The organism is Enterobacter genomosp. O (assembly GCF_001022965.1).
Lineage (GTDB): Bacteria > Pseudomonadota > Gammaproteobacteria > Enterobacterales > Enterobacteriaceae > Enterobacter > Enterobacter cloacae_L.
Genome location: NZ_LECZ01000023.1, coordinates 16,253 through 42,922 on the forward strand (window position 1 = coordinate 16,253; position 26,670 = coordinate 42,922).

Below are 26,670 nucleotides of genomic sequence, written 5' to 3' on the forward strand. Positions count from 1 at the left end.
GGCAAGGAAAATGTGGGGAACGTGCGGTGTGTTTCGCCGGGTGGTCACACGGTGGATTTTGTAGGCCGGGTAAGGCGAAGCCGCCACCCGGCAATGTTTACTACAGAGCGCTCAAAATACGGTATGCCGCCTCAACTCGCGCCGGGTTCGGATAGCTTTTATTCGCGAGCATCACAATACCGATCTGCTTTTCAGGAATAAATGCTACGTAGCTGCCAAACCCGCCAGTAGAGCCTGTTTTGTGGACCCAGGACGATTTGACCGGGGGAACCGGTGGATTCACCTCTGCCACGGGCAACGGCGCCAGCGCCACCTTATTGTCGCTGCCCCCGACTACCGTTTTGGCATCGACCGGCCAGTTAAGCATTTCCCAGCCTAACCCTTGATACATGGCACCTACGCGCCAGTAGCGAGACTGCGCCAGGGCAATGCCTTGCTTGAGGGAGGTATCCTGAAGGGAGTCGGGGGCCATGTTGACCAGCACCCAGCTTGCCATATCCTTCACGTTGGTTTTTACGCCATAGGCTTCAGCGTCCAGCATCCCCGGCGACACGCGTACCGCGTTACCGTCACGGTATCCCCAGGCGTAATACGCCTCTTCCGCTTTCGGAACGTTAATCCACGTATGGTCCAGTTTGAGCGGCTTGAAGACCCGCTTCGTCATGGCCTCTTCAAAGCTCATGCCAGAGGGTTTCACCGCGAGGGCGCCAAAAAGACCGATGCTGGCGTTCGCATAAAGACGCGTAGTGCCCGGCTTCCACTGCGGCTGCCAGTGTTGATAAAAGCGCAGCAGAGAGGCGTTATCAGTGACCTCATCCGGTACCTGCAGCGGCAGACCGCCTGCGGTATAGGTTGCCAGGTCCAGCATGCGAATTCCCTGCCACTGCTTACCCGTCAGCTCAGGCCAGTACTTTGTCACCGGATCGCCAAGCGATATCTCACCGCGAGCAATAGCATCGCCACCCAGCACGCCGGTGAAGGTTTTACTTATAGAGCCCAGCTCGAACAAGGTTTGCGGGGTGACGGGTTTGTTTGCCGCGACATCAGCCTTACCGAAGGTAAAGTAGTGCGGCTGACCCTGATAAATCACCGCCACCGCCATACCCGGTATGGCCTGCGCTTTCATCAGAGGCGTAACGGTACGTTCAACCACCTCAGCCAGCTCTTTTTCTGACATTGACGCAGCAAATACTGAGCAGGAGGCGCTGAGCAGCAGGGCGCAGCTAAGGGATTTTTTCATCATCAGTTATCTTCCGTAATAGCGGTTCAAGGGAGCGTCCGGGCCCGTCAGACAGCAGTAGTCTGTGGGATTTGACTGTGGCTGACAAACGGTTAAATTTAGCATTAGCTGTTAATTTTTCTAACGGATGAGACCATGACGCGAAGCTATCTCCCGCTTAATTCGCTTCGAGCCTTTGAAGCCGCCGCAAGGCATCTCAGCTTTACGCATGCGGCCATTGAGCTGAACGTGACCCACTCTGCCATTAGCCAGCATGTTAAAACGCTGGAGCAGCACCTTAACTGTCAGCTCTTCGTACGCGTTTCGCGCGGGTTAATGTTGACCACCGAGGGTGAAAATTTACTGCCGGTGCTGAACGACTCGTTCGACCGTATTGCCGGAATGCTGGATCGCTTTGCCAGCCATCGCGCTCAGGAGAAGCTAAAAATAGGTGTGGTGGGCACTTTCGCAACGGGGATATTATTTTCGCAGCTGGATGATTTTCGCCGCTGCTATCCGCATATTGATCTTCAGCTTTCCACCCATAACAATCGCGTCGACCCGGCTGCCGAAGGGCTCGATTACACCATTCGCTACGGCGGCGGCGCGTGGCATGGAACCGATGCTGAATTTCTTTGCCCTGCGCCGCTGGCTCCGCTCTGTAGACCCGACATTGCCTCCAGTCTAAAAAGCCCGGCAGATATCCTGAAGTTTACCCTGCTGCGCTCCTATCGACGCGACGAGTGGACCGCGTGGATGCAGGCCGCGGGTGAACATCCACCCTCACCGACGCACCGGGTGATGGTATTTGATTCGTCCGTAACCATGCTGGAAGCCGCCCAGGCGGGAGTGGGGATTGCCATCGCTCCTGTGGATATGTTTACCCACCTGCTTAGCAGCGAGCGCATCGTGCAGCCGTTTGCAACGCAGATTGACCTCGGCAGCTACTGGCTGACAAGACTGCAGTCACGAGCAGAAACGCCCGCAATGCGCGAGTTTGCTCAATGGCTGGTGGGGAAGATGCAAAAATAAAAGGCCCGCCGGATGGCGGGCCAGAGGCGTCAGATGGTGACCACGGCAATCAGCGTGACCACGGTCAGGATGGTCGCCAGACCGTAGAATACCCATTTACCGCTCGGTACATGGATTTTCAGGTCATGCATCGCATGGTGGATACGGTGCAGGCCACACCACAGCGGCAGGACGATCATCAGGAAGATGAACACGCGACCAATAAAGCTGCTCGCGAATGCCAGTACGCGTTCATAGCTCAGCGCATCGCCCGGGAATAGCCCCAGCGGCAGCATAATGCCGACCAGCAGGATGATGACGGGAGCGATGATGGCGCTCCACATGCCGCCAGCGCCAAACAGACCCCAGAAGACCGGCTCGTCAGAACGTTTTGGATTTGGATTGATCACAGGTGTCTCCTTACCAGAACAGTGCGACAAACAGAATGACCACGGTGACGAGAATGGTTACGGCCCAGAGCCCTTTAATGACCGGCTCAGGTCCCATTTTCTCGCCTTTTACAATGATGTTCGCCGCTTTTGGCGCCAGTTCAAACCAGGTTTTGGTATGTAGCAGCGCCGCCGCGAGCACGATCAGGTTCAGCACAACAATAATCGGGTTTTGCAGGAAGCCAACAAAGCTCGCCCAGGTTTCCGGACCGTGCTTGAGGGCAAAGACACCGTACATCAGCTCAAGGCTGAACCAGACCGCCGGTACCGCCGTGCCTTCACGCAGCATGTAGAAGCGATAAAACGGCAGGTTTTTCCACCAGGTGGACGGCACTGGCCGCACATAGGCTTTGCGTTTAGTCGTCATCATGCACTCCTTAGCGTGGTTTCAGGGTAGCGATAAGAAAGTCTTTCGAACTTTCCACTTTACCCTGCTGAATGGCGGCGGCCGGGTCGACATGCTTCGGACAGACTTCGGAGCAGTAACCCACAAATGTACAGCTCCAGACACCGTTCTGGCTGTTAAGCTGCGCCATACGTTCTTTTTTACCGTGGTCGCGGCTGTCTTCGTTATAGCGGTGCGCCAGGGTAATGGCGGCCGGGCCGATGAACTCCGGGTTCAGGCCAAACTGTGGACAGGCGGCGTAGCAAAGACCGCAGTTGATGCAGCCTGAGAACTGATGGTATTTCGCCATCTGGGCCGGGGTCTGGGTGTTAGGCCCCTGATCCGGCGTGCGCGGGTTGCCGATGATGTAGGGCTTAATGGCTTCCAGGCTTTCGATAAAGTGGGTCATATCGACCACCAGATCGCGTTCAATCGGGAAGTTGCCGAGTGCTTCAACCTTGATGCCTTTGGTGTACTCGCGCAGGAAGGTCTTACAGGCCAGCTTCGGCACTTTGTTAACCATCATGCCGCAGGAGCCGCAGATCGCCATGCGGCAGGACCAGCGGTAGCTCAGGTCCGGCGCCAGGTTGTCTTTAATATAGCCGAGCGCATCCAGCAGGGAGGTTTGCTCGTCATAAGGCACTTCATAGAAAGCGCTATGCGGTGCGGCGTCCACCTCCGGGTTGTAGCGCACCACTTCAACTTTCAGTTTTTGCATCTCAGCCATTCGCCTTCTCCTTCTTCTCGGCGGCTTCTGCTTCTGCACCGTACACGCGTTTAGCCGGTGGCAGCGTGGTGATTTTCACGTCGCTGTAGTCCAGACGCGTGGTGCCATCCGCATCGCGCCAGGCGAGAGTGTGTTTCAGGAAATTGACGTCGTCACGTTCGGTACAGCCTTCGTCAAGACGCTGGTGGGCCCCGCGCGACTCTTTACGCGCCAGCGCGGAGTGCGCCATACATTCCGCCACGTTCAGGCCGTGACCCAGCTCGATGGTATAGAGCAGGTCGGTATTGAAGACGCTGGAGGTATCGGTGATGCGTACGCGCTTGAAGCGCTCCTGCAGCTCCGCCAGCTTATCGACGGTTTTCTGCATCAGCTCAGGAGTACGATAGATACCGCAGCCTTCTTCCATCGACAGGCCCATCTCGTCGCGGATCTTAGACCAGTTCTCGTTACCTTCCTGGTTCACCAGATCTTTCAGGCGTTTTTCAACGTCTGCGACCTGCGCATCCAGCGCGGCACCGTTGGCTTCGCCTGCTGTAGCCGCACGCTCCATCGCGCGCTCGCCCGCCATGCGGCCAAAGACGACCAGCTCAGCCAGCGAGTTAGACCCGAGACGGTTGGCGCCGTGCAGACCCACGGAGGAACACTCGCCCACGGCAAACAGACCTTTGATGCGGGTTTCACACTGCTGGTCGGTTTCGATCCCGCCCATGGTGTAGTGGGCCGTTGGGCGTACCGGAATCGGCTCTTTCACCGGATCGACGCCGACGTAAGCTTTTGCCAGCTCGCAGATGAACGGTAGGCGTTCCAGCAGTTTCTTCTCGCCGAGGTGGCGCAGGTCAAGATAGACCACGTCGCCGCGCGGCGTGGAGATGGTGTTGCCTTTGCGCCACTCGTGCCAGAAGGCCTGGGACACTTTGTCGCGCGGGCCGAGTTCCATGTATTTGTTTTTCGGCTCGCCGAGCGGCGTTTCCGGACCCATACCGTAATCCTGCAGATAGCGGTAGCCGTTTTTGTTGACCAGAATACCGCCTTCACCGCGGCAGCCTTCCGTCATCAGAATGCCGGAACCCGGCAGGCCGGTTGGGTGATACTGCACAAACTCCATATCGCGCAGCGGTACGCCGTGGCTGAGCGCCATGCCCATGCCGTCACCGGTGACGATGCCGCCGTTGGTGTTATAACGATAAACGCGACCCGCACCGCCCGTTGCCATGACCACCGCATTGGCGCGGATCTGGACGAGCGTACCTTCCATCATGTTCATCGCCACCAGGCCGCGCGCATGCCCGTCATCAACCAGAATGTCGAGGACGAAATGCTCATCAAAGCGCTGAATTTGTGGGAACTGAAGGGAGGTCTGGAAGAGGGTGTGCAGCATGTGGAAGCCGGTCTTATCGGCGGCGAACCAGGTACGTTCGATCTTCATTCCGCCGAAGCGGCGAACGTTGACGCTGCCGTCCGGACGGCGGCTCCACGGACAACCCCACTGCTCAAGCTGGGTCATCTCCGTTGGACAATGGTGCACAAAGTAGTCAACGACATCCTGTTCGCAAAGCCAGTCGCCCCCTGCAACCGTGTCGTGGAAATGGTATTCAAAGCTGTCATGATCCTGCGCAACGGCGGCGGACCCTCCTTCTGCTGCCACCGTGTGGCTGCGCATTGGGTAGACTTTTGAAATCAATGCGATTTTAGCGTTGGGATTAGCCTGCGCTGCAGCAATCGCAGCACGTAATCCAGCCCCGCCAGCGCCTATTACGGCAAGATCGGCCTGAAAAGTTTGCACGACATTCCTCCAGATTTTTGTTATTTCGCAACGCGACAAACTAAAGGTAGTTCACCCGTCCAAAAGGACGATTGCGAAAGCGTTTCCACTGCTCCTTTATGGGTAAAACAGTATAACCGTGTAGATGACAGGGAAATTTGACGTGTTCGATTTTTTTGCTGTTCTGTCCGGCGATTTATCATGGAGATTGATGAATTACGTCACGTCATTGCTCACTTAAATGAAATGCGCTTTTTTACTGCGCAAAATTTGTCTCCGTCACTGCTAACGAGTAGACTTCGTGCCCTTGTATGAAATCGGAGAACAACTCATGAGCGAAACGGCCACCTGGCAGCCGAGCGCATCCATCCCAAATCTGTTAAAACGCGCAGCAATTATGGCGGAGATCCGCCGTTTCTTTGCCGACCGCGGAGTCCTGGAGGTGGAAACGCCGTGCATGAGTCAGGCAACGGTAACGGATATTCATCTGGTCCCGTTTGAAACCCGTTTTGTTGGCCCTGGCCACTCTCAGGGTATGAATTTGTATCTGATGACCAGCCCGGAATATCACATGAAACGCCTGCTGGCGGCGGGATGTGGTCCGGTGTATCAGCTGTGCCGCAGCTTCCGCAATGAAGAGATGGGCCGTCACCACAATCCGGAATTCACCATGCTGGAGTGGTACCGCCCGCATTATGATATGTACCGCCTGATGAATGAGGTGGACGATTTACTGCAGCAGGTCCTCGAGTGCCCGGAAGCGGAAACGCTCTCCTATCAGCAGGTTTTCCAGCGCTATCTGGAAATCGATCCGTTATCTGCGGACAAGCCTCAGCTGCGCGAAGTGGCGGCAAAGCTGGATCTGAGCAACGTGGCAGATACCGAAGAAGATCGCGACACGCTGCTGCAGCTGCTGTTCACCTTTGGCGTTGAACCGCAGATTGGCAAAGACCGTCCGACGTTTGTCTATCACTTCCCGGCAAGCCAGGCCTCACTGGCGCAGATCAGCACTGAAGACCACCGCGTGGCAGAGCGTTTTGAGGTCTATTACAAAGGCATTGAGCTGGCGAATGGGTTCCACGAACTGACTGACGCCCGCGAGCAGCAGCAGCGGTTCGAGCAGGATAACCGTAAGCGCGCCGCGCGCGGCCTTCCGCAGCAGCCTATTGATACCAACCTGCTTGAAGCCTTAAAAGCGGGTCTGCCGGATTGCTCCGGCGTAGCGCTGGGTGTGGATCGTCTGGTGATGCTGGCCCTGGGCGCAGAACAGCTGGGCGATGTGATTGCGTTTACCGTAGATCGCGCCTGACGGCAGTTAACCCTCTCCCGTGGGAGAGGGTTGCCCCGCTTATCTTACAAACTCCCCGCCGGGCGCGTACGCGCCGCTGACGTCAACGTTCTTCCCGTTTTACGCCCGTCCAGGCTTTCCAGACGCATCTGGAACGGTGGGAACGGCATATCAATACCGTGCTCGCGGAAGCCCGCCAGAATCAGCTGGTGGATCTCATGACGCAGCGGCATACGGTGCCCCATTTCGGCGGCGTAAATACGCAGTTCGAAAATCTGGATCCCCTGCTGCAAATCGACCAGGAACACTTCCGGTGCCGGGTTATCGATCACCAGCGAGCAGCGCTCTGCGGCGGTGTAGAGGATCTGGGTAACCTCTTCGCTGCTGGCGTCCGACGGCGCCGGTACCGTCAGCACCACGCGGGTAACGGAGTCGGACAGCGACCAGTTGATGAACTGCTCGGTAATAAACGCCTTGTTCGGCACGATGATCTCTTTGCGATCCCAGTCGCTGATCGTTGTCGCGCGGGTGTTGATCTTCGTGATGCTGCCGGTCAGATCGCGGATCGTTACGGTATCGCCAATACGGATCGGTTTTTCGAACAGAATGATCAGGCCCGAGATGAAGTTGGCGAAAATCTCCTGTAAGCCAAAACCTAACCCGACACCAAGTGCCGCCACCAGCCACTGCAGTTTCGACCACTCAATACCGATCATCGAGAAGCCAACCAGCCCGCCGAACAGCATGATCAGGTATTTGGTAATGGTCGTAATCGCATATCCTGTCCCCGGGGTTAAATCCAGATGCTGCAGCAGCGCCAGCTCCAGCAGCGCCGGGAAGTTGCGCACCAGCTGCGTGGTGATGATCAACACCAGAATGGCAATCAGCACCGCCCCTAAGGTAATCGGCTCCAGGCTTTCAACCCCCTGCACCGTGGACGTCACGTCCCACAGTGAGATGTTCTCCAGGAAGCCAAATGCGGAATGGATCTCCGACCACAGGAAGATGACCGACAGGAGGGCAATCAGCATCAGGATGGAGCGAACCAGACGCAGTGACTGGGTACTGATGGCATCCAGATCCAGTTCGACCTCGTCCGCTTCCGTCGTGCCTTCCGTACTGTTGACATGGTTTGGCTCCTCCTCACCCCGCGCACGCTGGGCGAGGATCTCTGCCCGGCGATGCTTGGCACGGTCAAACGCCAGTCGGCGCCGCTGAATCAACATCCAGCGGCGGATCACGTGGTACACCACCAGAAGCAGGAACCAGATTGCCACTGAGGTTTCCAGTCGCGCCAGCAGCGCCTGCGCGGTTGCCAGGTAACCCACCGCGGCTGCCAGCATCGCAATCAACGGCGCGCTAAGCAGCAGGTTCCAGAGCAGCCGGTTGAACATGTTGTCGCCGCTACCGGATTTATCAAGATAAAGAGGTATACCGGCGCGCTTGAGGCTGAGCGTGACGATGGCCAGCGCCCCGCAAATCAGCATAAAGCAGAGGCGGCCCAGCGAGCCTGAGAACTCCCGGTCGTTGAGATTATCGAACATGATCAGCGCCATAATCAGCGGCACAATCAGTCCGATGCTCATCAGGTAGTAACGCATGGCGCGCGCAACGCGGTTACGCGGCCAGCCAAAGTGGGCGATAAACAGGCCATTGGGCCGCGCGAACGTGGCGCAGATCATCACCACCCACAGCAGAGGAACGGTGGCGGTAACGCCATCGCCAATCGCTACCGCAAGCGGATAGGGCCAGGCTTCCCGCAGGCCATAGCCCAGCGTCATCCACAGCACGGGCAGCGGGGAGGCAACAAGAATCGACCAGAATACGGTACGCAACGTCAGCCAGAAGTGATCCTGAGTGACTTTCCCTACTCGGGAGCTGGAGCGTTCCAGGAAACGGGTGAAATGTCTGCGCGAGTAAATGCTACAGCCCACCAGAATCAATGCTCCCAGCAGTGGGAAAATGGTCTCTTTGCTGGTGAGCATCATCACGCTGGCCTGTCCCAGCTGGCTGACGGTGTCCAGCGAAATCAGGCGGCGCAGGTCCTGGACAATATCAATCGGCCACGAGAAGGTCATCGGACGCACGTCGGACGTCCAGAAGAGATAACGGTGCGTTGCCTCGTTCACCTCTTTCAGCGCATCTTCCAGCTGGCTGTTAGAGACCTTCAGCTTGGTCAGCTCCAGAATCAACGTATCTCCGCCCTGCAGCAGAGAGTTCAGCAGTTCACGCTGGGTGCGCAGCTGGGCTTCCAGAATGCGGTTTTGCTCACTGGTCAGGGGCTGTCCGTCAGCCTGACGGATCTGGCGGATTTGCGGCTGTTTGTTGAGAAGATCTTCAAAGTGCAGGCGCTGAACGCGCAGCTGGGCCATCTCGGTATCGAGCTGTTGCGGCTTCGGCATTTCCGGCAGACGGGCGACCTGCGCGCGTAACGCCTCACCCAGCAGGTTTGATGACCCAAGCCACTGGGACTGTTCGCGCAGGGTATTGAGCGCCTGACGAACCTGAAGGGTTTGATTGGTGGCCTGACGCTGCTGCGAGGCAACCAGGTCCATACGCTGCGCCTGCTGATTCAGGGCGGCAGAAAGCTCGCGGTTGACCTTAAACTGTTGAACGATGCCGGCAGGCAGATTATCGCTGTTTTCCGCCAGCAGTTCGGTACTTTCCAGGGCACGCTCCGCTTCACGCTGGCGCTGGCTGTTGAGCTGGTTGCGCAGGGCCTGAAGATACGCGTCCAGCTGCTCGCTCTGCTTCTGAGCGAGTTCAGAGCGCATCCGCGACAGCTCCTGACGGTTATTGGCGGAGAGCTGCGCCAGCTCAAGCTCATCGACGAGGGCCTTCAGGCGAGCAGATTCTGCCTGCAGGCCCAGATTTTGTGCCTGAGCCTGTGGCGTATTGCCGCTTTGCGTGCCAACGCGACGCTCAACTTCATTAAGCTGGCGGCGAGCGTCGGTTTGCTGTTGCGGAAGCTGGCTGAGGGAGTCGGCAATTTCACGCGCTCGCTCCTGCTCCTGCTGGGCAAGACGGCTCTTTTCCAGAAGCTGGCTGCTGACCTGCAGGATCTCCTGGTTTAGGGCGTCGGAGGTCATGCCCGCGGGCACGTCGCGCGGTTCATCTCGCAAATTATTGAGCTGCGCGCGCAGCGTCTGTGAGAGTTTGGGGAAGTTGTCGATAACCTGCTGATATTGCTGAGCGCGCTCAAGAGAGCCTTTGCGCTCTTCAAGCGCGTTCAGCGCGGACTGGAGTGACTCAACGGTCTCTGGCTGAGCGGGTTTTGCCGCTTTTGCCTGCTCCAGTTCCTGGGTTATCTGTTTGGCGTCGGGGGCTGTCGCTGCGTACGCCCCCATGCTGAGGCACCAGGCCATCAGTAGAACGATAATCGGGCGCACGTCAGCGATCCTTCTGTTGTTAGCCTTCGTCTTTCTTGTCGTCAACCAGCGGGCTGGCGTCGTGCTCGGCGATAATCTCTTCCTGCGGCAGCGGCGCCGGTTCTGCATCCGGCGTCACGAAGGTTTCGGTAGAGATTGCCAGAGGCTGGCCCAGCTTAGTGACTGACAGACTTTCGAGCTGTTCAGCCAGCTTCACTTTGCCCGGAGCAAACAGGTTGATCACGGTTGAGCCCAGCTTAAAGCGACCCATTTCCTGACCTTTCAGCAGGGCGACAGAGCCTTCCGCTTCACCGGCAGGCCAAGTCCAGCGCTTGATCACACCTTCGCGAGGCGGGGTGATGGTGCCAGCCCAGACGGTTTCGATGCTACCTACAATGGTCGCACCCACCAGAATCTGCACCATTGGGCCAAATTCAGTATCAAACAGGCAAATAACACGCTCGTTACGGGCAAACAGGTTCGGAACGTTCTGCGCGGTCAGGTGGTTGACGGAGAACAGGTCGCCCGGGACGTAGATCATCTCGCGCAGGATACCGTTACACGGCATGTGCACGCGGTGGTAGTCGCGCGGTGACAGATAGGTGGTGGCAAACGTACCGTTACGGAACAGATCCGCCATCAGGTAGTTACCCGCCAGCAGCGCTTCCAGGCTGTAGTTATGGCCTTTCGCCTGCAGGATTTTGTCGTCTTCGATATCACCCAGTTGGCTAATTACGCCGTCTGCTGGCATCACCAGGACGTTAGGGTCGGTGTTTACCGGGCGCACTTCGTCACGCAGTGGGCGCACGAAAAATTCGTTAAAGGTGCGGTAGCTGGCGGTATCCGGCTTCTGCGCCTCTTTCATATCGACCTTGTAATATTTTACGAAAAGGTCGATGACCAGTTTGGTCAGCCAGCCTGCTCGTTTGCTCGCGCCCCAGCCCGCCAGGCGAGTGAGCCACAGTTTTGGCAGAATGTATTGAAGCGAAAGTTTAAATGCGTTTAACAAGGTAGCCTCCAGGCCATTGTTTTGTCGTTCCTGATCCGGCGTGAAGCCGCCGGAACCTGAAAAAAGGGGACGATTTTAGCGATGCTTAGCTTAGTTGTCAGTTATCAGAATCAGAAAAGTTTTTACGCGTTTTTACGTCTTCCATGCTCTCAAGAATACGGTGGTAGTTCTCAAAGCGAGTTTCCGCAATTTCACCGTTCTCAACCGCTTCACGGATAGCGCAGCCCGGGTCGTTATCGTGTTTACAGTCGCGGTATTTGCAAGCGCCTAAATAGTCATGGAATTCGACAAACCCGTTGAAGATTTGTTCCGGCTCGAGATGCCACAAGCCGAACTCACGCACGCCAGGGGAGTCGATCACGTCGCCGCCGTGTGGGAAGTGATACAGACGCGAGGCGGTGGTGGTGTGCTGGCCAAGGCCCGAGACATTGGACACATCGTTAGTCAGGATCTCTTGCTGGAGGCCGAGCAGATTATTCAGCAGGCTTGATTTACCCACGCCGGACTGGCCCGCAAAGATACTGATACGGTCGGTCAGTGCCTCTTCTAACGGCTTAAGGCCATCTTTAGTGTGGCTGGAGACCATCAGCACGCGATAACCAATCTTGCGGTAGATGTCCATCTGCTCATTCACGAAGGCCATGCCATCGTCATCCAGCAGATCGATTTTATTCAGCACGATGATCGGTTCAACCTGCAGCGTTTCACACGCGACGAGATAACGGTCGATAATATTGAGCGAGAGCTCGGGCAAAATCGCCGAAACGATAACGATCTGGTTAATATTGGCGGCAATAGGCTTAACCCCGTCGTAGAAATCTGGACGGGTGAGCACCGACGTGCGTTCATGCACGGCTTCAACGATACCCTTTACCGTTACGCCTTCGGCGGCTTCTTTACCCGGACGCCAGACCACGCGATCGCCGGTAACAAGTGAACGGATGGTGCGGCGGATATTACAACGGTGAATATCCCCGTCGGCGGATTCGACATCGGCATGCATACCAAAGCGGCTAATTACGACGCCTTCCGTCGCTTCGCCAAACAGGTTGTCGTCATAATCCGGCTTCTCCGAAGTGGTTTTAAGACGGCGCTGGTGATTGGCGTTTACGCGGCGCTGCTGCCCTTTGGAGAGTTTATTTTTACTCAATCGCGCTGGCTCCTGGTCGCCCATGATGGGCAAAACCTCTATGATACACTCTAATTAATACTAGTTAACCTGCTACTGCTGGTTATGCGAGAAGGGTGGAAAATAACATGAGCGCGGATGAAAACAACCTGATTTGGATCGATCTTGAAATGACCGGGCTGGATCCCGAGCGCGATCGCATTATTGAAATTGCAACGCTGGTCACCGATGCCAACCTGAATATCCTGGCGGAAGGACCAACAATTGCGGTGCATCAGTCAGACGATCAGCTTGCGCTGATGGATGAGTGGAACGTGCGTACCCACACCGGCAGTGGCCTGGTGGAGCGCGTGAAGGCAAGCACCATGGGTGACCGCGAGGCGGAACTGGCGACGCTTGAGTTCCTGAAACAGTGGGTTCCGGCAGGCAAATCCCCTATCTGCGGCAATAGCATCGGCCAGGATCGCCGTTTCCTGTTTAAGTATATGCCGGAGCTGGAGTCTTACTTCCATTATCGTTATCTGGATGTCAGCACCCTGAAAGAGCTGGCGCGCCGCTGGAAACCTGAAATCCTGGACGGCTTTAAAAAACAGGGGACGCACCAGGCAATGGACGATATCCGTGAGTCCGTGGCGGAGCTTTCGTACTACCGCGAAAACTTTATTAAGCTGTGATTTTGCGACCAGGTGCCTTGCGTGAGCGTAAGTTTGACGCTAAATTGTGCAGCTTGCCGATTAAATAAGCACTTGAACTGAATTTCGAAAAAATCGCTTTAAGGGGGGTTGCAGCTAAACGGATTTCTCGTATAATGCGCCTCCCGTAACGACAGAGAATTACACGTTACGACAGCAACAAAAGCAGTGCAGATTTGCGGGAATAGCTCAGTTGGTAGAGCACGACCTTGCCAAGGTCGGGGTCGCGAGTTCGAGTCTCGTTTCCCGCTCCAAATTCTTCTTCATCTCTAAAATATCCACAGCGAAATGAGTCGTTGGGGACGTTTTCTATTGCATCTGAAATACTCTTGTAAACAGAGTTATCCACAGAAACTGCGCTTTAGCGGAACCGGACCAAAACTTAGCAGGGTGAATAGTATCTTTGTATTTCCTTGTATTTTAAGTATAAATTTTCATTTCAAAATGTTATCGAGATCACTTGATCTCTTCTCAAGCCCAGATAGCGCTTGAGTTTGTAATTTTATTCACAGGCTGTGAATAGTTCAGGCATCCCGCGTAAGCCCTTTCTCTATCACTCTCACCAAACGCTGTTTCTTCGGTAGCTGCACCTCGACCACGCAGGCATTACGCTTCTCGATTTGCTGCGCAATCGCCCATTCTATATGTTCGTCAAGAAGTGGGTGCTCACCTCTGCGGCTTTCAAGCGCCCGGATATTTGCTTCATCCCACGGAGCATTCCCCAGCGCGACGGCAACATTACGTAGCCAGCGCAGATGACCGATGCGGCGAATGGCCGAACCTTCCGTCACTTTCAGGAACCAGGCTTCGGTCCAGGCGAACAGTTCAATGAGCTGCGGCGCATGCAGCGCCTTACGCGGGCTGAAATCCTCTTCATCCGTGAGCTGCGAATAGCGGTTCCACGGGCAAATGAGCTGGCAATCGTCACAGCCGTAGATCCGGTTTCCGATAAGCGGTCGAAATTCTTCAGGGATCGCCCCTTCCAGTTCGATGGTGAGGTAAGAGATACAGCGCCGCGCATCGACGGTATAAGGCTCGACGATGGCACCCGTCGGACAGATGGTCATGCAGGCCACGCAGCGCCCACAGCCTTCCTCTACCGGGCCGTCTACCGGCAGCGGTAAATCAATCAGCAGTTCACCCAGGAAGAAGAACGATCCGGCGTCGCGGCTAAGGATAAGTGAGTGCTTACCTGTCCAGCCAAGCCCGGCTTTTTCAGCGATCGGGCGCTCAAGAATGGGCGCAGAGTCGACAAAGGGTCTAAAATTCAGCGAAACACAGTGCTGCTGAATAGTTTCCCCGAGTTTTTTTAAGCGGTTACGCAAGAGCTTATGGTAATCACGCCCCAGGGCGTACCGGCTGACGTAACCCAGAGAGGGGTTTTTTAGCGTGCGCGCAAAGGCCGCGTTGGTGGGCAGGTAGTTCATGCGCACGCTGATGACGCGTAACGTGCCCGGCAAAAGCTCGTGTGGACGGGCGCGCATCATGCCATGACGCGCCATCCATTCCATTTCGCCGTGGTATTGTTTATCCAGCCAGTCCTGCAGTTTCGGCTCGCTGGCGGAGAGGTCGGTATCAGTGATGCCCACTTTCTGGAAGCCGAGTTCAGCACCCCACTGTTTAATTTTTAGCGCTAACTGATTGAGATCGAGGGGCTGTGACATGACGGACCATACGGTGAAGAAAAACCCCGCAAGTATACCACATTCCATCTGGCATGCGGACGCGCTCCGGCATGCCGAAAAAGAGGCTGCGGACAGTCTCGGCATCACCCTTTATGAACTGATGCAGCGTGCAGGAGAGGCGGCGTTTAACGTTGCCCGCGGCGCGTACCCGCAGGCCGCTCACTGGCTGGTTTTATGCGGGCACGGCAATAACGGCGGAGACGGCTACGTCGTTGCCCGTCTTGCGGTTGCAGCAGGTCTGCGCGTTACGTTGCTGGCTCTTGAGAGTGATAAGCCGCTGCCGGAGGAGGCCAGCGCGGCGCGAGACGCATGGCTGAATGCAGGCGGTGTGATTCACGCGGCTGATATTGTCTGGCCAGAGGATGTTGATCTGATTGTTGATGGCCTGCTCGGCACCGGCCTGCGCAGCGCGCCTCGCGAGAACATTGCCGCGCTCATTGCACGCGCTAACAGGCATTCCGCGCCGGTGGTCGCGCTGGATATTCCGTCGGGCCTGGTAGCACAAACGGGGGCGACGCCGGGGGCGGTGATTCAGGCTGCGCATACGGTGACCTTCATCGCCCTGAAGCCGGGTTTACTGACCGGCAAAGCGCGGGATGTGGTCGGCGCGTTGCACCACGCTGCGCTGGGGCTGGAGAGCTGGCTGGCCGGGCAGGAAACGCACCTCGCGCGGTTTGATGCGTCTCAGCTTGCCGAATGGCTTCCGCCCCGACGTCCGACGTCCCATAAAGGCGATCACGGCAAGCTGGTGATTGTTGGCGGAGACCACGGCACGGCGGGCGCTATTCGCATGGCCGGCGAAGCGGCATTGCGAAGCGGGGCCGGTTTAGTGCGAGTACTCACTCGCACTGAGAATATTGCGCCCATAATCACAGCCCGACCGGAACTGATGGTCCATGAGCTTACGCTCCAGTCCCTTGAGGAAAGCCTTGAATGGGCGGATGTGGTCGTCATTGGACCTGGACTAGGGCAGCAGGCGTGGGGTAAACAGGCCCTGCAAAAGGTCGAGAATTTTCGTAAACCGATGCTGTGGGATGCCGACGCGCTGAACCTTCTGGCAATCAATCCGGATAAGCGTCACAATCGCATTCTGACGCCACACCCCGGCGAAGCCGCGCGGCTGCTTAACTGCAGCGTGGCAGAAATTGAAAGCGATCGCTTACTTTCTGCTCAGCGTCTGGTAAAACGTTACGGAGGTGTTGCTGTTTTGAAAGGGGCAGGAACCGTTGTCGCCAGCGATGAGGCACAGGGCATTATTGATGCCGGAAATGCGGGCATGGCGAGTGGCGGAATGGGCGACGTGCTTTCCGGTATCATTGGCGCGTTGCTTGGACAGAAACTTCCCCTTTATGATGCAGCCTGTGCGGGCTGCGTGGCCCACGGCGCCGCGGCAGATACATTGGCTGCGCGTTACGGTACACGCGGTATGCTGGCCACCGATCTCTTTTGCACGCTGCGGCGTGTTGTTAACCCGGATGTGATTGACGTAGAAAATGACTAATCGAGCGATTCTTTTACCTGATGAACAAGCCACTTTAGAACTCGGCAAGCGCGTGGCGCAGGCCTGTCAGGGGGCAACCGTCATTTATCTGTATGGTGATTTAGGTGCGGGTAAAACCACCTTCAGCCGGGGTTTTTTGCAGGCGTTAGGGCATAACGGGAATGTGAAAAGCCCAACCTACACGCTGGTAGAACCGTACACCCTTGAAAATCTTATGGTGTACCACTTCGATTTATACCGCCTTGCGGATCCTGAGGAGCTGGAATTTATGGGGATCCGTGATTATTTTGCCAATGATGCCATCTGCCTGGTGGAGTGGCCGCAACAAGGTGCGGGTGTGTTGCCTGACCCGGATGTCGAAATTCACTTAGATTACCAGGCACAAGGGCGTGAGGCACGCATCAGTGCAGTTTCCTCATCAGGCAGTTCCTTACTGGCCCGTCTGGCCGGTTAAGCGTAGGGATGACGGGATGATAAATCGCGTTAAAGGTTGGTTATTGGCTGCCACGGTGCTGCTGTGCGCGCAGGCCGGGGCCGCAAACCTCTCAGATATTCAGGTATCAAACGGCGAAAGCCAGGCCCGGATCACGTTCAGCTTTATGGGCGATCCTGAATATTCATTCTCACAGCCAGACAGCCACAGCGTGGCCCTGGATATCAAACAGACAGGCGTGATCCAGGGGTTGCCGCTGCGCTTCAGCGGCAACAACCTGGTGAAAAGTATTCGTTCGGGCACGCCGCAGGATAGCCAGTCGTTACGCCTGGTGGTCGATCTGACCGAAAAGGGCAAAACGAAGGCGGTGAAGCAGCAAAACGGGGCGAACTATACGGTGGTCTTTACGATTAATGCCGACGCGCCGCCACCGTCTCCACCGCCGCCGGTCGTCGCGAAGCGCGTGGAAGAACCGGTGTATACGCCGCGTCCTTCTGAACCTGCGCGTAATCCGTTTAAATCGCAGAACGATCGCATTACGGCGGCAACCAGCAGCAATACGGTGACGCGTCCGGCGGCCAGTGCGCGACGCGCGACGGTGAGCGGTGACAAGGTGATTATCGCTATTGATGCGGGTCACGGCGGGGAAGACCCGGGGGCGATTGGTCCGGGCGGCACGCGGGAGAAAAACGTCACAATCGCGGTGGCCCGCAAGCTCAGGGCGCTGTTAAACGACGATCCGATGTTTAAAGGCGTGTTAACCCGCGACGGGGATTACTTTATCTCCGTAATGGGACGCTCTGACGTGGCGCGTAAGCAAAACGCAAACTTCCTGGTCTCCATTCATGCGGATGCCGCACCGAATCGTAGTGCGACCGGCGCCTCGGTTTGGGTGCTGTCGAACCGTCGCGCCAACAGCGAAATGGCAAACTGGCTTGAAGAGCATGAGAAACAGTCTGAACTGCTGGGCGGTGCGGGTGATGTGCTGGCTAATAGCCAGTCTGACCCGTATCTCAGCCAGGCGGTGCTGGATTTACAGTTCGGTCATTCCCAGCGCGTCGGGTATGATGTCGCCACTAACGTACTGAATCAGCTGCAGGGCATTGGGGCATTGCACAAGCGCCGTCCGGAGCATGCGAGCCTGGGAGTTCTGCGTTCGCCGGATATTCCATCGATCCTCGTGGAAACGGGCTTTATCAGCAATAACAATGAAGAGCGTTTGTTGGGCAGCGACAGCTATCAGCAACAAATTGCCGAAGCGATTTATAACGGCTTGCGTAAATATTTTGAGGCGCATCCTCTGCAGTCTGCGCCTCAGGGCGGAGCAGCCCAGACGGCCAGTGCCGCGCTGCCGGGCGAGATGACAGCGACAAACTAAGGAGAATTCATGCCGATTCAGGTTCTACCGCCGCAGCTTGCGAACCAAATCGCCGCCGGCGAGGTGGTGGAACGCCCTGCGTCGGTGGTGAAGGAGCTGGTGGAAAACAGCCTTGATGCGGGCGCGACCCGCATCGATATTGATATCGAACGCGGCGGCGCGAAGCTTATTCGCATTCGCGACAACGGGTGCGGTATTAAAAAAGACGAGCTGGCGCTGGCGCTGGCCCGCCACGCCACCAGCAAAATTGCCTCTCTGGATGACCTGGAAGCGATCCTTAGCCTCGGTTTTCGCGGTGAAGCGCTGGCCAGTATCAGCTCGGTTTCGCGCTTAACGCTGACCTCCCGTACCGCTGAACAGCAGGAAGCCTGGCAGGCTTACGCCGAAGGGCGCGATATGGATGTGACGGTCAAACCCGCCGCGCATCCTGTCGGTACGACGCTGGAAGTTCTGGATTTGTTCTACAACACTCCCGCCCGACGCAAGTTTATGCGTACCGAAAAAACCGAATTCGGCCATATCGACGAGATCATACGTCGCATCGCGCTGGCGCGTTTCGATGTCACCATTAACCTCAGCCACAACGGTAAGGTGATGCGCCAGTATCGCGCGGTGGCAGAAGGCGGGCAGAAAGAACGCCGTTTGGGGGCCATCTGCGGTACGCCGTTCCTGGAACAGGCGCTGGCCATTGAGTGGCAGCATGGCGATCTGGCGCTGCGCGGGTGGGTAGCAGACCCGAACGCCAGCAGCGCGGCGTTCGCGGAGATTCAGTATTGCTACGTGAACGGACGCATGATGCGCGACCGTCTTATTAACCACGCCATTCGCCAGGCCTGCGAAGACAAGCTCGGGGCCGATCAGCAACCCGCTTTCGTGCTGTATCTGGAGATCGACCCGCATCAGGTGGATGTGAACGTTCATCCCGCCAAGCACGAAGTGCGGTTCCACCAGTCGCGGCTGGTGCATGATTTTATCTATCAGGGCGTGCTGAGCGTGCTGCAACAGCGGGTTGAACCCACGTTGCCGCTGGAAAACGCAGAGCCTGCGCCGCGCCCGTTCCCGGAAAACCGCGTCGCTGCGGGCCGTAACCATTTTGCTGAGCCTGCTGCCGCGCGTGAGCCGGAAGCCCCGCGTTTCTCCTCGGCAGGGGCCGCACCGCGCCCGACGGGAGCGAACTACCCGAATGCTCAGCCTGGCTATCAAAAGCAGCAGGGGACGTTGTATCGCAAACTGCTGGAAACGCCGGCAGTGGAACGTAAAGAGCCCATCCCTGTATCGCCGCCGTCGCTGGAAGGTCACAGCCAGAGTTTTGGCCGGGTACTGACGATTATCGCACCGGATATGGCATTGCTTGAACGTGACGGCAAATTGATGCTTCTGGCACTGCCGGTCGCTGAACGCTGGCTCAAACAGGTGCAGCTTACGCCGGGTGCAAATGCGGCCTGTGCGCAGCCGCTGCTGATCCCGGTTCGTCTGAAGGTATCCCCTGAAGAAACAAGGGTATTGCAGCGCGCCGAGCCGCAGCTGGCGCAAATGGGTATAGAAATGGTGCTTGAACCACAACATGTGACAATTCGTGCAGTGCCTTTACCCTTACGCCAACAAAATTTACAAAACTTGATTCCTGAACTGATAGGCTACTTGGCGCAGCAAACGTCGTTTGATGCAGCTAACACCGCGCAGTGGATCGCCCGCCACCTGGCAAGCGAACACGCGCCGTGGAGTATGGCACAGGCTATTAGCGTGCTGGCGGAGGTGGAACGCCTCTGCCCGCATCTGGTGAAGACGCCGCCGGGTGGTTTATTACAACCTGTTGATTTACAAACGGCGATGAACGCCCTGAAACATGATTGACGTAAGTAAGGCGAGCCTGCCTAAGGCAATTTTTTTAATGGGCCCAACGGCCTCCGGCAAAACGGCGCTAGCCATTGAGTTGCGTAAAGTTTTGCCTGTAGAGTTGATTAGCGTCGACTCCGCCCTCATCTACCGAGGGATGGACATCGGCACGGCGAAGCCTGACGCAGAAGAGCTGCGCGCGGCACCGCACCGTTTGCTGGATATTCTCGACCCGGCTCAGGCCTACTCCGCAGCGGATTTCCGCCGGGATGCCTTAGCCGAGATGGCCGAGATAACGGCGGCGGGACGTATACCGCTGTTGGTTGGCGGAACCATGCTCTATTTCAAGGCGTTGCTGGAGGGGCTTTCTCCTCTGCCATCAGCGGACCCGGAAGTAAGAGCAAAAATTGAGCAGCAGGCGGCAGAGCAGGGTTGGGACGTTTTGCATAAGCAACTGGCGGAGATTGACCCGGTTGCGGCAGCGCGAATCCATCCAAATGATCCGCAAAGGCTTTCCCGGGCACTGGAAGTTTTTTTCATTTCGGGTAAAACTTTAACGGAACTGACGCAAACGTCAGGAGACGCTCTGCCGTATCAGGTGCATCAGTTCGCCATCGCCCCGGCGAGCCGTGAACTGCTCCATCAGCGAATTGAGCAGCGTTTTCATCAGATGTTAGCTTCAGATTTTGAAGCAGAAGTGCGGGCGCTATTTGCCCGTGGAGATTTGCATACGGACATGCCTTCCATTCGTTGTGTGGGATATCGCCAGATGTGGTCGTATCTTGAAGGTGAGATTTCATACGATGAAATGGTTTATCGAGGTGTTTGCGCCACGAGACAGTTAGCGAAGCGCCAGATCACCTGGTTGCGCGGTTGGGAGGGGGTTCACTGGTTAGACAGTGAAAAACCACAACAGGCGTTAAACGAAGTGATTGAGGTTATTGGTGATATCGCTCACTGAATGTGTACAATTGAGTCGTATCGTGCGCAATTTTTCAGAATCGCAAGGTTCTAAGTACAAAACAAGCATATAAGGAAAAGATAGAATGGCTAAGGGGCAATCTTTACAAGATCCGTTCCTGAACGCATTGCGTCGGGAACGTGTTCCAGTTTCTATTTATTTGGTGAATGGTATTAAGCTGCAAGGTCAGATTGAGTCTTTCGATCAGTTTGTGATCCTGTTGAAAAACACGGTCAGCCAGATGGTTTACAAGCACGCTATTTCTACTGTTGTTCCGTCTCGTCCGGTCTCTCATCACAGCAATAACGCTGGCGGCGGCACTGGTAGTAACTACCATCATGGCAGCAACGCGCAGGGCTCTTCAACGCCAGCGCAGGACAGCGAAGACACCGAGTAAGGTTTCGCGCTGTTATCCACACGGGGAGCCAGCGATCCTGCGTTCCCCGCTGATCTTTTTTGAGGATTTTACGCTTGTTTGACCGTTATGATGCCGGTGAGCAGGCGGTGCTGGTACACATCTATTTTTCGCAAGACAAAGATATGGAAGACCTCCAGGAGTTTGAATCTCTGGTCTCTTCCGCCGGTGTCGAAGCAATGCAGGTGATTACCGGTAGCCGTAAAGCGCCGCACCCAAAGTATTTTGTTGGTGAAGGTAAAGCAGTTGAAATTGCGGATGCCGTAAAAGCAACCGGCGCGTCAGTCGTGCTGTTTGACCATGCGCTGTCTCCGGCTCAGGAACGTAACCTGGAACGTCTTTGCGAATGCCGTGTTATCGATCGCACGGGTTTGATTTTAGATATTTTTGCTCAGCGTGCACGTACCCACGAAGGTAAGCTGCAGGTTGAGCTGGCGCAGTTGCGCCATCTGGCGACGCGGCTTGTGCGTGGCTGGACCCACCTTGAAAGACAGAAAGGCGGGATTGGTTTGCGCGGTCCGGGTGAGACCCAGCTCGAAACCGACCGTCGTTTGCTGCGTGGCCGTATTACCCAGATCCTCTCACGTCTGGAACGCGTTGAGAAACAGCGTGAGCAAGGGCGCCGTGCGCGCTCAAAAGCCGACATCCCGACGGTGTCGCTGGTGGGGTATACCAACGCCGGTAAGTCCACCCTGTTTAACCAGATTACTGAGGCCCAGGTGTATGCCGCAGACCAGCTGTTTGCGACCCTGGACCCAACGCTGCGTCGTATCGACGTTGCCGACGTCGGCGAGACGGTGCTGGCGGATACCGTAGGGTTTATCCGCCATCTGCCGCACGACCTGGTCGCGGCGTTTAAAGCGACCCTGCAGGAGACGCGACAGGCGACCCTGCTGGTACACGTGATTGACGCTGCAGACGTCCGCGTGCAGGAGAACATCGACGCGGTAAACGTGGTGCTCGAAGAGATCGACGCCCACGAGATCCCAACTCTGTTGGTGATGAACAAGATCGATATGCTGGAAGATTTCGAGCCGCGTATCGACCGAGATGAAGAGAACAAACCGATTCGGGTCTGGCTTTCTGCCCAGTCCGGTATTGGTGTGCCACTGCTTTTCCAGGCTTTGACAGAACGTCTTTCCGGTGAGGTAGCTCAGCACACGCTGCGATTGCCGCCACAGGAAGGCAGGCTGCGCAGCCGGTTTTATCAGCTTCAGGCGATAGAAAAAGAGTGGATGGAGGATGACGGCAGCGTGGGGATGCAGGTGCGTATGCCGATCGTTGACTGGCGTCGCCTCTGTAAACAAGAACCTGCGCTGGTCGACTATATCGTCTGATCAGAAAGGGGATGCCTGAATAATTCGCCCTTGCATAACAAATATGGAGCATATACATGGCGTGGAATCAGCCCGGTAATAACGGACAGGACCGCGACCCGTGGGGAAGCAGCAATAATCAAGGCGGCAACTCTGGGGGAAATGGCAACAAAGGTGGTCGCGAGCAGGGGCCGCCGGATCTGGATGATATCTTCCGCAAGCTAAGCAAGAAGCTTGGTGGTCTTGGCGGAGGTAAAGGCTCTGGCTCAGGTGGAAATTCCACCCAGGGGCCGCGCCCGCAAATGGGTGGCCGCGTGGTGGGCATTGTTGCCGCTGCTGTGGTAATCATCTGGGCTGCTACCGGGTTCTACACCATTAAAGAAGCGGAACGCGGCGTCGTTACGCGTTTTGGTAAGTTCAGCCATCTGGTTGAGCCGGGTCTGAACTGGAAGCCGACCTTCATTGACGACGTGACTGCGGTAAACGTGGAATCTGTCCGTGAACTGGCGGCATCGGGTGTGATGCTGACGTCTGATGAGAACGTCGTGCGCGTTGAGATGAACGTGCAGTACCGCGTTACCGATCCTGAACGTTATCTGTTTAGCGTGACCAGCGCCGATGACAGTCTGCGCCAGGCGACCGATAGCGCCCTGCGCGGGGTGATCGGTAAATACACCATGGACCGTATTCTGACCGAGGGTCGTACCGTTATTCGTAGCGATACCCAGCGTGAGCTGGAAGAGACCATTCGTCCGTACAACATGGGTATCACTCTGCTGGACGTTAACTTCCAGGCCGCTCGTCCGCCGGAAGAGGTGAAGGCCGCGTTTGATGACGCGATTGCTGCCCGTGAAAACGAACAGCAGTACATCCGTGAAGCGGAAGCGTACACCAACGAAGTTCAGCCGCGTGCTAACGGTCAGGCGCAGCGTATTCTTGAAGAAGCGCGCGCGTACAAGACCCAGACCATCCTGGAAGCCCAGGGTGAAGTGGCGCGTTTCGCGAAAATCCTGCCGGAATATAAAGCGGCTCCGGAAATTACCCGCGAGCGTCTCTATATCGAGACCATGGAAAAAGTGCTGAGCCACACCCGCAAAGTGTTGGTTAACGACAGCAAAGGCGGAAACCTGATGGTCCTGCCGCTGGATCAGATGCTGAAGGGCGGTTCTGCACCAGCTGCGAAAGACACCAGCGGTGCGAATAACCTGCTTCGTCTGCCACCAGCCTCTTCAGGCAGCGCCAGCGCGAACACAACGCCTTCTTCGAACGATGGTGACATAATGGACCAACGCCGTGCTAACGCGCAGCGTAACGACTACCAGCGTCAGGGGGAATAAGGATGCGTAAGTCAGTTATTGCGATCATCATCATCGTATTGGTCGTGCTTTACACCTCTATCTTCGTTGTGAAAGAGGGTGAACGTGGGATTAAGTTCCAGTTCAGCAGCGTCGTGCGTGATGGTGACAAACGCCCGGTGATTTACGAACCGGGTCTGCACTTCAAGGTGCCGTTCATTCAGTCGGTGAAAACGCTTGATGCGCGTATCCAGACGATGGATAACCAGGCCGACCGTTTCGTGACCAAAGAGAAGAAAGACCTGATCGTTGATTCCTATATCAAATGGCGCATCAGTGATTTCAGCCGTTACTTCCTGGCGACAGGCGGCGGCGACGTTTCTCAGGCGGAAGTGCTGTTGAAACGTAAGTTCTCTGACCGTCTGCGCTCTGAGATTGGTCGTCTGGATGTGAAAGACATCGTGACCGACTCCCGCGGTCGTCTGACGCTGGAAGTGCGTGATGCGCTGAACTCCGGTACAGCGGGCACCGAAGACGAAGTCTCAACCCCGGCTGCAGATGATGCGATTGCCAAAGCGGCAGAACGCGTTCAGGCTGAAACCAACGGCAAAGTGCCGGTGATCAACCCGAACAGTATGGCTGCGCTGGGTATCGAAGTGGTTGACGTGCGTATCAAGCAGATCAACCTGCCGGTGGAAGTGTCCGAGGCGATTTACAACCGTATGCGCGCCGAGCGTGAAGCGGTTGCCCGTCGTCACCGTTCACAGGGTCAGGAAGAGGCTGAGAAGCTGCGTGCCGCAGCGGACTACGAAGTCACCAAGACGCTGGCAGAATCTGAGCGTCAGGGCCGTATTCTGCGCGGTGAGGGTGATGCGGAAGCCGCGAAGCTGTTCGCTGATGCCTTCAGCCAGGATCCCGACTTCTACGCCTTTATCCGTAGCCTGCGCGCCTATGAGAATAGCTTCCAGAGCAACCAGGATGTGATGGTGCTCAGCCCGGACAGCGATTTCTTCCGTTATATGAAGACGCCGACTAACGCAACGCGATAAACTCAGGCTCGTTTGAGTATTCAAACCACCGCTCCCAACGGAGCGGTGGTTTTCTTTTATAAGGATTAAGAATGAATTCAACGATCTGGCTGGCACTGGCGCTCGTTTTAGTCCTGGAAGGACTGGGGCCGATGCTTTATCCGCGCGCGTGGCGTCGTATGATCGCGACGATGAGCCAACTTCCGGATAATATTTTGCGTCGTTTTGGCGGCGGTCTTGTGGTTGCTGGCATCGTTATCTACTACATGTTGAGGAAAACGATTGGCTGATCAAAAAGTGGTCGGATTTGGCGTGCTTTAAGGTCAAAAAGTGCTGTATATCTGAAAAAGCGATGGTAGAATCCATTTTTAAGCAAACGGTGATTTTGAAAAAAATGGGTAACAACGTCGTCGTACTGGGCACCCAATGGGGTGACGAAGGTAAAGGGAAGATTGTTGATCTTCTGACTGAACGGGCTAAATATGTTGTACGCTACCAGGGCGGTCACAACGCAGGCCATACTCTCGTAATCAACGGTGAAAAAACCGTCCTCCATCTGATTCCATCAGGCATTCTTCGCGAAAACGTCACCAGCATCATCGGTAACGGCGTTGTGCTGTCTCCAGCTGCGCTGATGAAAGAGATGAAAGGTCTGGAAGACCGTGGTATCCCTGTTCGTGAGCGTCTGCTGCTCTCTGAAGCCTGCCCGCTGATCCTGGATTATCACGTGGCGCTGGACGTTGCGCGTGAAAAAGCACGCGGCGCGAAAGCGATCGGTACCACCGGTCGTGGTATCGGCCCGGCTTATGAAGATAAAGTTGCACGTCGCGGTCTGCGCGTGGGTGACCTCTTCGACAAAGCAACTTTTGCTGAAAAACTGAAAGAAGTGATGGAATATCACAACTTCCAGCTGGTGAATTTCTACAAAGCTGACGCTGTTGACTACCAGAAAGTGCTGGATGACGTCATGGCGATTGCAGACATTCTGACCGGTATGGTTGTTGATGTATCCGATCTGCTGGACCAGGCGCGCAAGCGTGGCGATTTCGTCATGTTTGAAGGTGCGCAGGGTACGCTGCTGGACATCGACCACGGTACCTATCCGTACGTAACCTCTTCTAACACCACCGCAGGTGGCGTGGCGACCGGCTCTGGCCTGGGTCCACGTTATGTGAACTACGTTCTGGGCATCATCAAAGCGTACTCCACTCGCGTGGGTGCGGGTCCATTCCCGACCGAGCTGTTTGATGAAACCGGCGAGTTCCTGTGCAAGCAGGGTAACGAGTTTGGCGCGACCACCGGTCGTCGTCGTCGTACCGGCTGGCTGGATGCGGTTGCCGTGCGTCGTGCAGTGCAGATCAACTCCCTGTCTGGCTTCTGCCTGACCAAGCTGGACGTACTGGACGGCCTGAAAGAAGTGAAAATCTGCGTAGGCTACCGTATGCCAGATGGCCGCGAAGTGACCACCACTCCGCTGGCAGCTGACGACTGGGAAGGCATCGAGCCAATCTACGAAACCATGCCGGGCTGGTCTGAGACCACCTTCGGTGTGAAAGAGCGTAGCGGCCTGCCTCAGGCGGCGCTGGATTACATCAAGCGCATTGAAGAATTGACCGAAGTGCCGATCGACATTATCTCAACCGGCCCGGATCGTACTGAAACGATGATCCTGCGCGACCCGTTCGACGCATAATCTTCGTGAATGCTGGCCTGCGGGGTGACCCGCAGGCCGGATAAGCGTAGCGCCATCCGGCGACCGCTCCTGGATCTCCGCTTTTTCGCC

At 56.3% G+C, this 26,670-nt stretch carries 23 protein-coding genes and 1 tRNA gene; 15 read left to right on the forward strand and 9 right to left on the reverse strand.

The genetic code is table 11. The features are described from left to right. Positions 1-100: 100 nt before the first annotated feature. Positions 101-1,243: an ACT family cephalosporin-hydrolyzing class C beta-lactamase gene (gene blaACT, locus ABR39_RS05465; RefSeq protein ID WP_047346108.1), complete on the reverse strand. Its 1,143-nt coding sequence runs from the start codon at positions 1,241-1,243 to the stop codon at positions 101-103. Positions 1,244-1,375: 132 nt separating this feature from the next. Between blaACT and ampR the strand changes: the two genes are divergently transcribed. Beyond that, on the forward strand, positions 1,376-2,251 hold the full coding sequence (gene ampR, locus ABR39_RS05470; protein WP_047346109.1) for a LysR family transcriptional regulator AmpR: 876 nt from the start codon (positions 1,376-1,378) through the stop codon (positions 2,249-2,251). Positions 2,252-2,280: 29 nt separating this feature from the next. Here ampR and frdD read toward each other — a convergent pair whose 3' ends face one another. Genes frdD through frdA form a run of 4 tightly spaced genes read right to left on the reverse strand, consistent with a single transcriptional unit; the run spans position 2,281 to position 5,574 of the window. Then, complete coding sequence (gene frdD / locus ABR39_RS05475) at positions 2,281-2,640, reverse strand: fumarate reductase subunit FrdD (RefSeq protein WP_000609653.1); 360 nt, start codon at positions 2,638-2,640, stop codon at positions 2,281-2,283. Positions 2,641-2,650: 10 nt separating this feature from the next. Continuing rightward, positions 2,651-3,046, reverse strand: a complete 396-nt coding sequence (gene frdC / locus ABR39_RS05480; RefSeq protein ID WP_028016425.1) for a fumarate reductase subunit FrdC — start codon at positions 3,044-3,046, stop codon at positions 2,651-2,653. Between the two features lie 10 nt (positions 3,047-3,056). Beyond that, on the reverse strand, positions 3,057-3,791 hold the full coding sequence (locus tag ABR39_RS05485) for a succinate dehydrogenase/fumarate reductase iron-sulfur subunit (RefSeq protein ID WP_047346110.1): 735 nt from the start codon (positions 3,789-3,791) through the stop codon (positions 3,057-3,059). Further along, positions 3,784-5,574, reverse strand: coding sequence for a fumarate reductase (quinol) flavoprotein subunit (gene frdA / locus ABR39_RS05490; protein WP_045909546.1), 1,791 nt, complete (start codon positions 5,572-5,574; stop codon positions 3,784-3,786). The genes ABR39_RS05485 and frdA overlap by 8 nt, the downstream gene beginning before the upstream one ends. A 310-nt stretch (positions 5,575-5,884) precedes the next feature. On the opposite strand from frdA, the gene epmA reads away from it, so the two are divergent. Continuing rightward, complete coding sequence (gene epmA / locus ABR39_RS05495; RefSeq protein WP_047346111.1) at positions 5,885-6,862, forward strand: elongation factor P--(R)-beta-lysine ligase; 978 nt, start codon at positions 5,885-5,887, stop codon at positions 6,860-6,862. 44 nt (positions 6,863-6,906) lie between these two features. Here epmA and mscM read toward each other — a convergent pair whose 3' ends face one another. The 3 genes from mscM to rsgA all read right to left on the reverse strand — a co-directional run bounded on the left by mscM (position 6,907) and on the right by rsgA (position 12,368). After that, on the reverse strand, positions 6,907-10,230 hold the full coding sequence (mscM, locus tag ABR39_RS05500; RefSeq protein WP_047346112.1) for a miniconductance mechanosensitive channel MscM: 3,324 nt from the start codon (positions 10,228-10,230) through the stop codon (positions 6,907-6,909). 19 nt (positions 10,231-10,249) lie between these two features. Further along, positions 10,250-11,218, reverse strand: a complete 969-nt coding sequence (gene asd / locus ABR39_RS05505; protein ID WP_047346113.1) for an archaetidylserine decarboxylase — start codon at positions 11,216-11,218, stop codon at positions 10,250-10,252. Positions 11,219-11,315: 97 nt separating this feature from the next. Beyond that, positions 11,316-12,368: a small ribosomal subunit biogenesis GTPase RsgA gene (gene rsgA / locus ABR39_RS05510; RefSeq protein ID WP_010427739.1), complete on the reverse strand. Its 1,053-nt coding sequence runs from the start codon at positions 12,366-12,368 to the stop codon at positions 11,316-11,318. 107 nt (positions 12,369-12,475) lie between these two features. Here rsgA and orn point away from each other — a divergent pair, with 107 nt between their 5' ends. Together orn and ABR39_RS05520 are read left to right on the forward strand one after the other, a co-directional pair. Then, entirely contained in the window at positions 12,476-13,021 is a 546-nt protein-coding gene (orn, locus tag ABR39_RS05515; protein ID WP_008502926.1) for an oligoribonuclease, read from the forward strand. A gap of 196 nt (positions 13,022-13,217) precedes the next feature. Continuing rightward, positions 13,218-13,293, forward strand: a tRNA-Gly gene (locus tag ABR39_RS05520). 270 nt (positions 13,294-13,563) lie between these two features. On the opposite strand, the gene queG is transcribed toward ABR39_RS05520, so the two are convergent. Then, on the reverse strand, positions 13,564-14,703 hold the full coding sequence (gene queG / locus ABR39_RS05525; protein ID WP_047346115.1) for a tRNA epoxyqueuosine(34) reductase QueG: 1,140 nt from the start codon (positions 14,701-14,703) through the stop codon (positions 13,564-13,566). Here queG and nnr point away from each other — a divergent pair. The 11 genes from nnr (at position 14,702) to ABR39_RS05580 (ending at position 26,580) form a co-directional block, all read left to right on the forward strand. Continuing rightward, positions 14,702-16,225 (forward strand): bifunctional ADP-dependent NAD(P)H-hydrate dehydratase/NAD(P)H-hydrate epimerase, encoded by a 1,524-nt coding sequence (gene nnr, locus ABR39_RS05530; RefSeq protein ID WP_047346116.1) that lies wholly within the window; start codon positions 14,702-14,704, stop codon positions 16,223-16,225. The two genes, queG and nnr, sit on opposite strands and share 2 nt — an antisense overlap. Further along, positions 16,218-16,679 (forward strand): tRNA (adenosine(37)-N6)-threonylcarbamoyltransferase complex ATPase subunit type 1 TsaE, encoded by a 462-nt coding sequence (gene tsaE / locus ABR39_RS05535; RefSeq protein ID WP_047346117.1) that lies wholly within the window; start codon positions 16,218-16,220, stop codon positions 16,677-16,679. Before nnr ends, tsaE begins: the two co-directional genes overlap by 8 nt. 16 nt (positions 16,680-16,695) lie before the next feature. Further along, positions 16,696-18,036 carry an N-acetylmuramoyl-L-alanine amidase AmiB gene (gene amiB, locus ABR39_RS05540; protein WP_047346118.1) on the forward strand — a complete coding sequence of 447 codons (1,341 nt, stop codon included), beginning with the start codon at positions 16,696-16,698 and terminating at the stop codon, positions 18,034-18,036. Between the two features lie 9 nt (positions 18,037-18,045). Next, entirely contained in the window at positions 18,046-19,890 is a 1,845-nt protein-coding gene (gene mutL, locus ABR39_RS05545; protein WP_047346119.1) for a DNA mismatch repair endonuclease MutL, read from the forward strand. Continuing rightward, positions 19,883-20,833 carry a tRNA (adenosine(37)-N6)-dimethylallyltransferase MiaA gene (gene miaA, locus ABR39_RS05550; RefSeq protein WP_047346120.1) on the forward strand — a complete coding sequence of 317 codons (951 nt, stop codon included), beginning with the start codon at positions 19,883-19,885 and terminating at the stop codon, positions 20,831-20,833. The genes mutL and miaA overlap by 8 nt, the downstream gene beginning before the upstream one ends. A gap of 85 nt (positions 20,834-20,918) precedes the next feature. Beyond that, the gene (gene hfq / locus ABR39_RS05555; RefSeq protein WP_047346121.1) at positions 20,919-21,230 is read left to right on the forward strand and encodes an RNA chaperone Hfq; all 312 of its coding nucleotides are present in this window, start codon (positions 20,919-20,921) and stop codon (positions 21,228-21,230) included. Positions 21,231-21,304: 74 nt separating this feature from the next. Then, positions 21,305-22,585 carry a ribosome rescue GTPase HflX gene (gene hflX / locus ABR39_RS05560; RefSeq protein ID WP_047346122.1) on the forward strand — a complete coding sequence of 427 codons (1,281 nt, stop codon included), beginning with the start codon at positions 21,305-21,307 and terminating at the stop codon, positions 22,583-22,585. A 56-nt stretch (positions 22,586-22,641) separates the two neighbouring features. Beyond that, entirely contained in the window at positions 22,642-23,901 is a 1,260-nt protein-coding gene (gene hflK, locus ABR39_RS05565; RefSeq protein ID WP_047346123.1) for an FtsH protease activity modulator HflK, read from the forward strand. 2 nt (positions 23,902-23,903) lie between these two features. Beyond that, positions 23,904-24,908, forward strand: coding sequence for a protease modulator HflC (gene hflC, locus ABR39_RS05570; protein WP_047346124.1), 1,005 nt, complete (start codon positions 23,904-23,906; stop codon positions 24,906-24,908). A 71-nt stretch (positions 24,909-24,979) separates the two neighbouring features. Continuing rightward, on the forward strand, positions 24,980-25,177 hold the full coding sequence (locus ABR39_RS05575) for a DUF2065 domain-containing protein (RefSeq protein ID WP_003855996.1): 198 nt from the start codon (positions 24,980-24,982) through the stop codon (positions 25,175-25,177). Between the two features lie 104 nt (positions 25,178-25,281). Continuing rightward, on the forward strand, positions 25,282-26,580 hold the full coding sequence (locus ABR39_RS05580; RefSeq protein WP_047346433.1) for an adenylosuccinate synthase: 1,299 nt from the start codon (positions 25,282-25,284) through the stop codon (positions 26,578-26,580). The last annotated feature ends 90 nt before the right edge of the window (positions 26,581-26,670 follow it).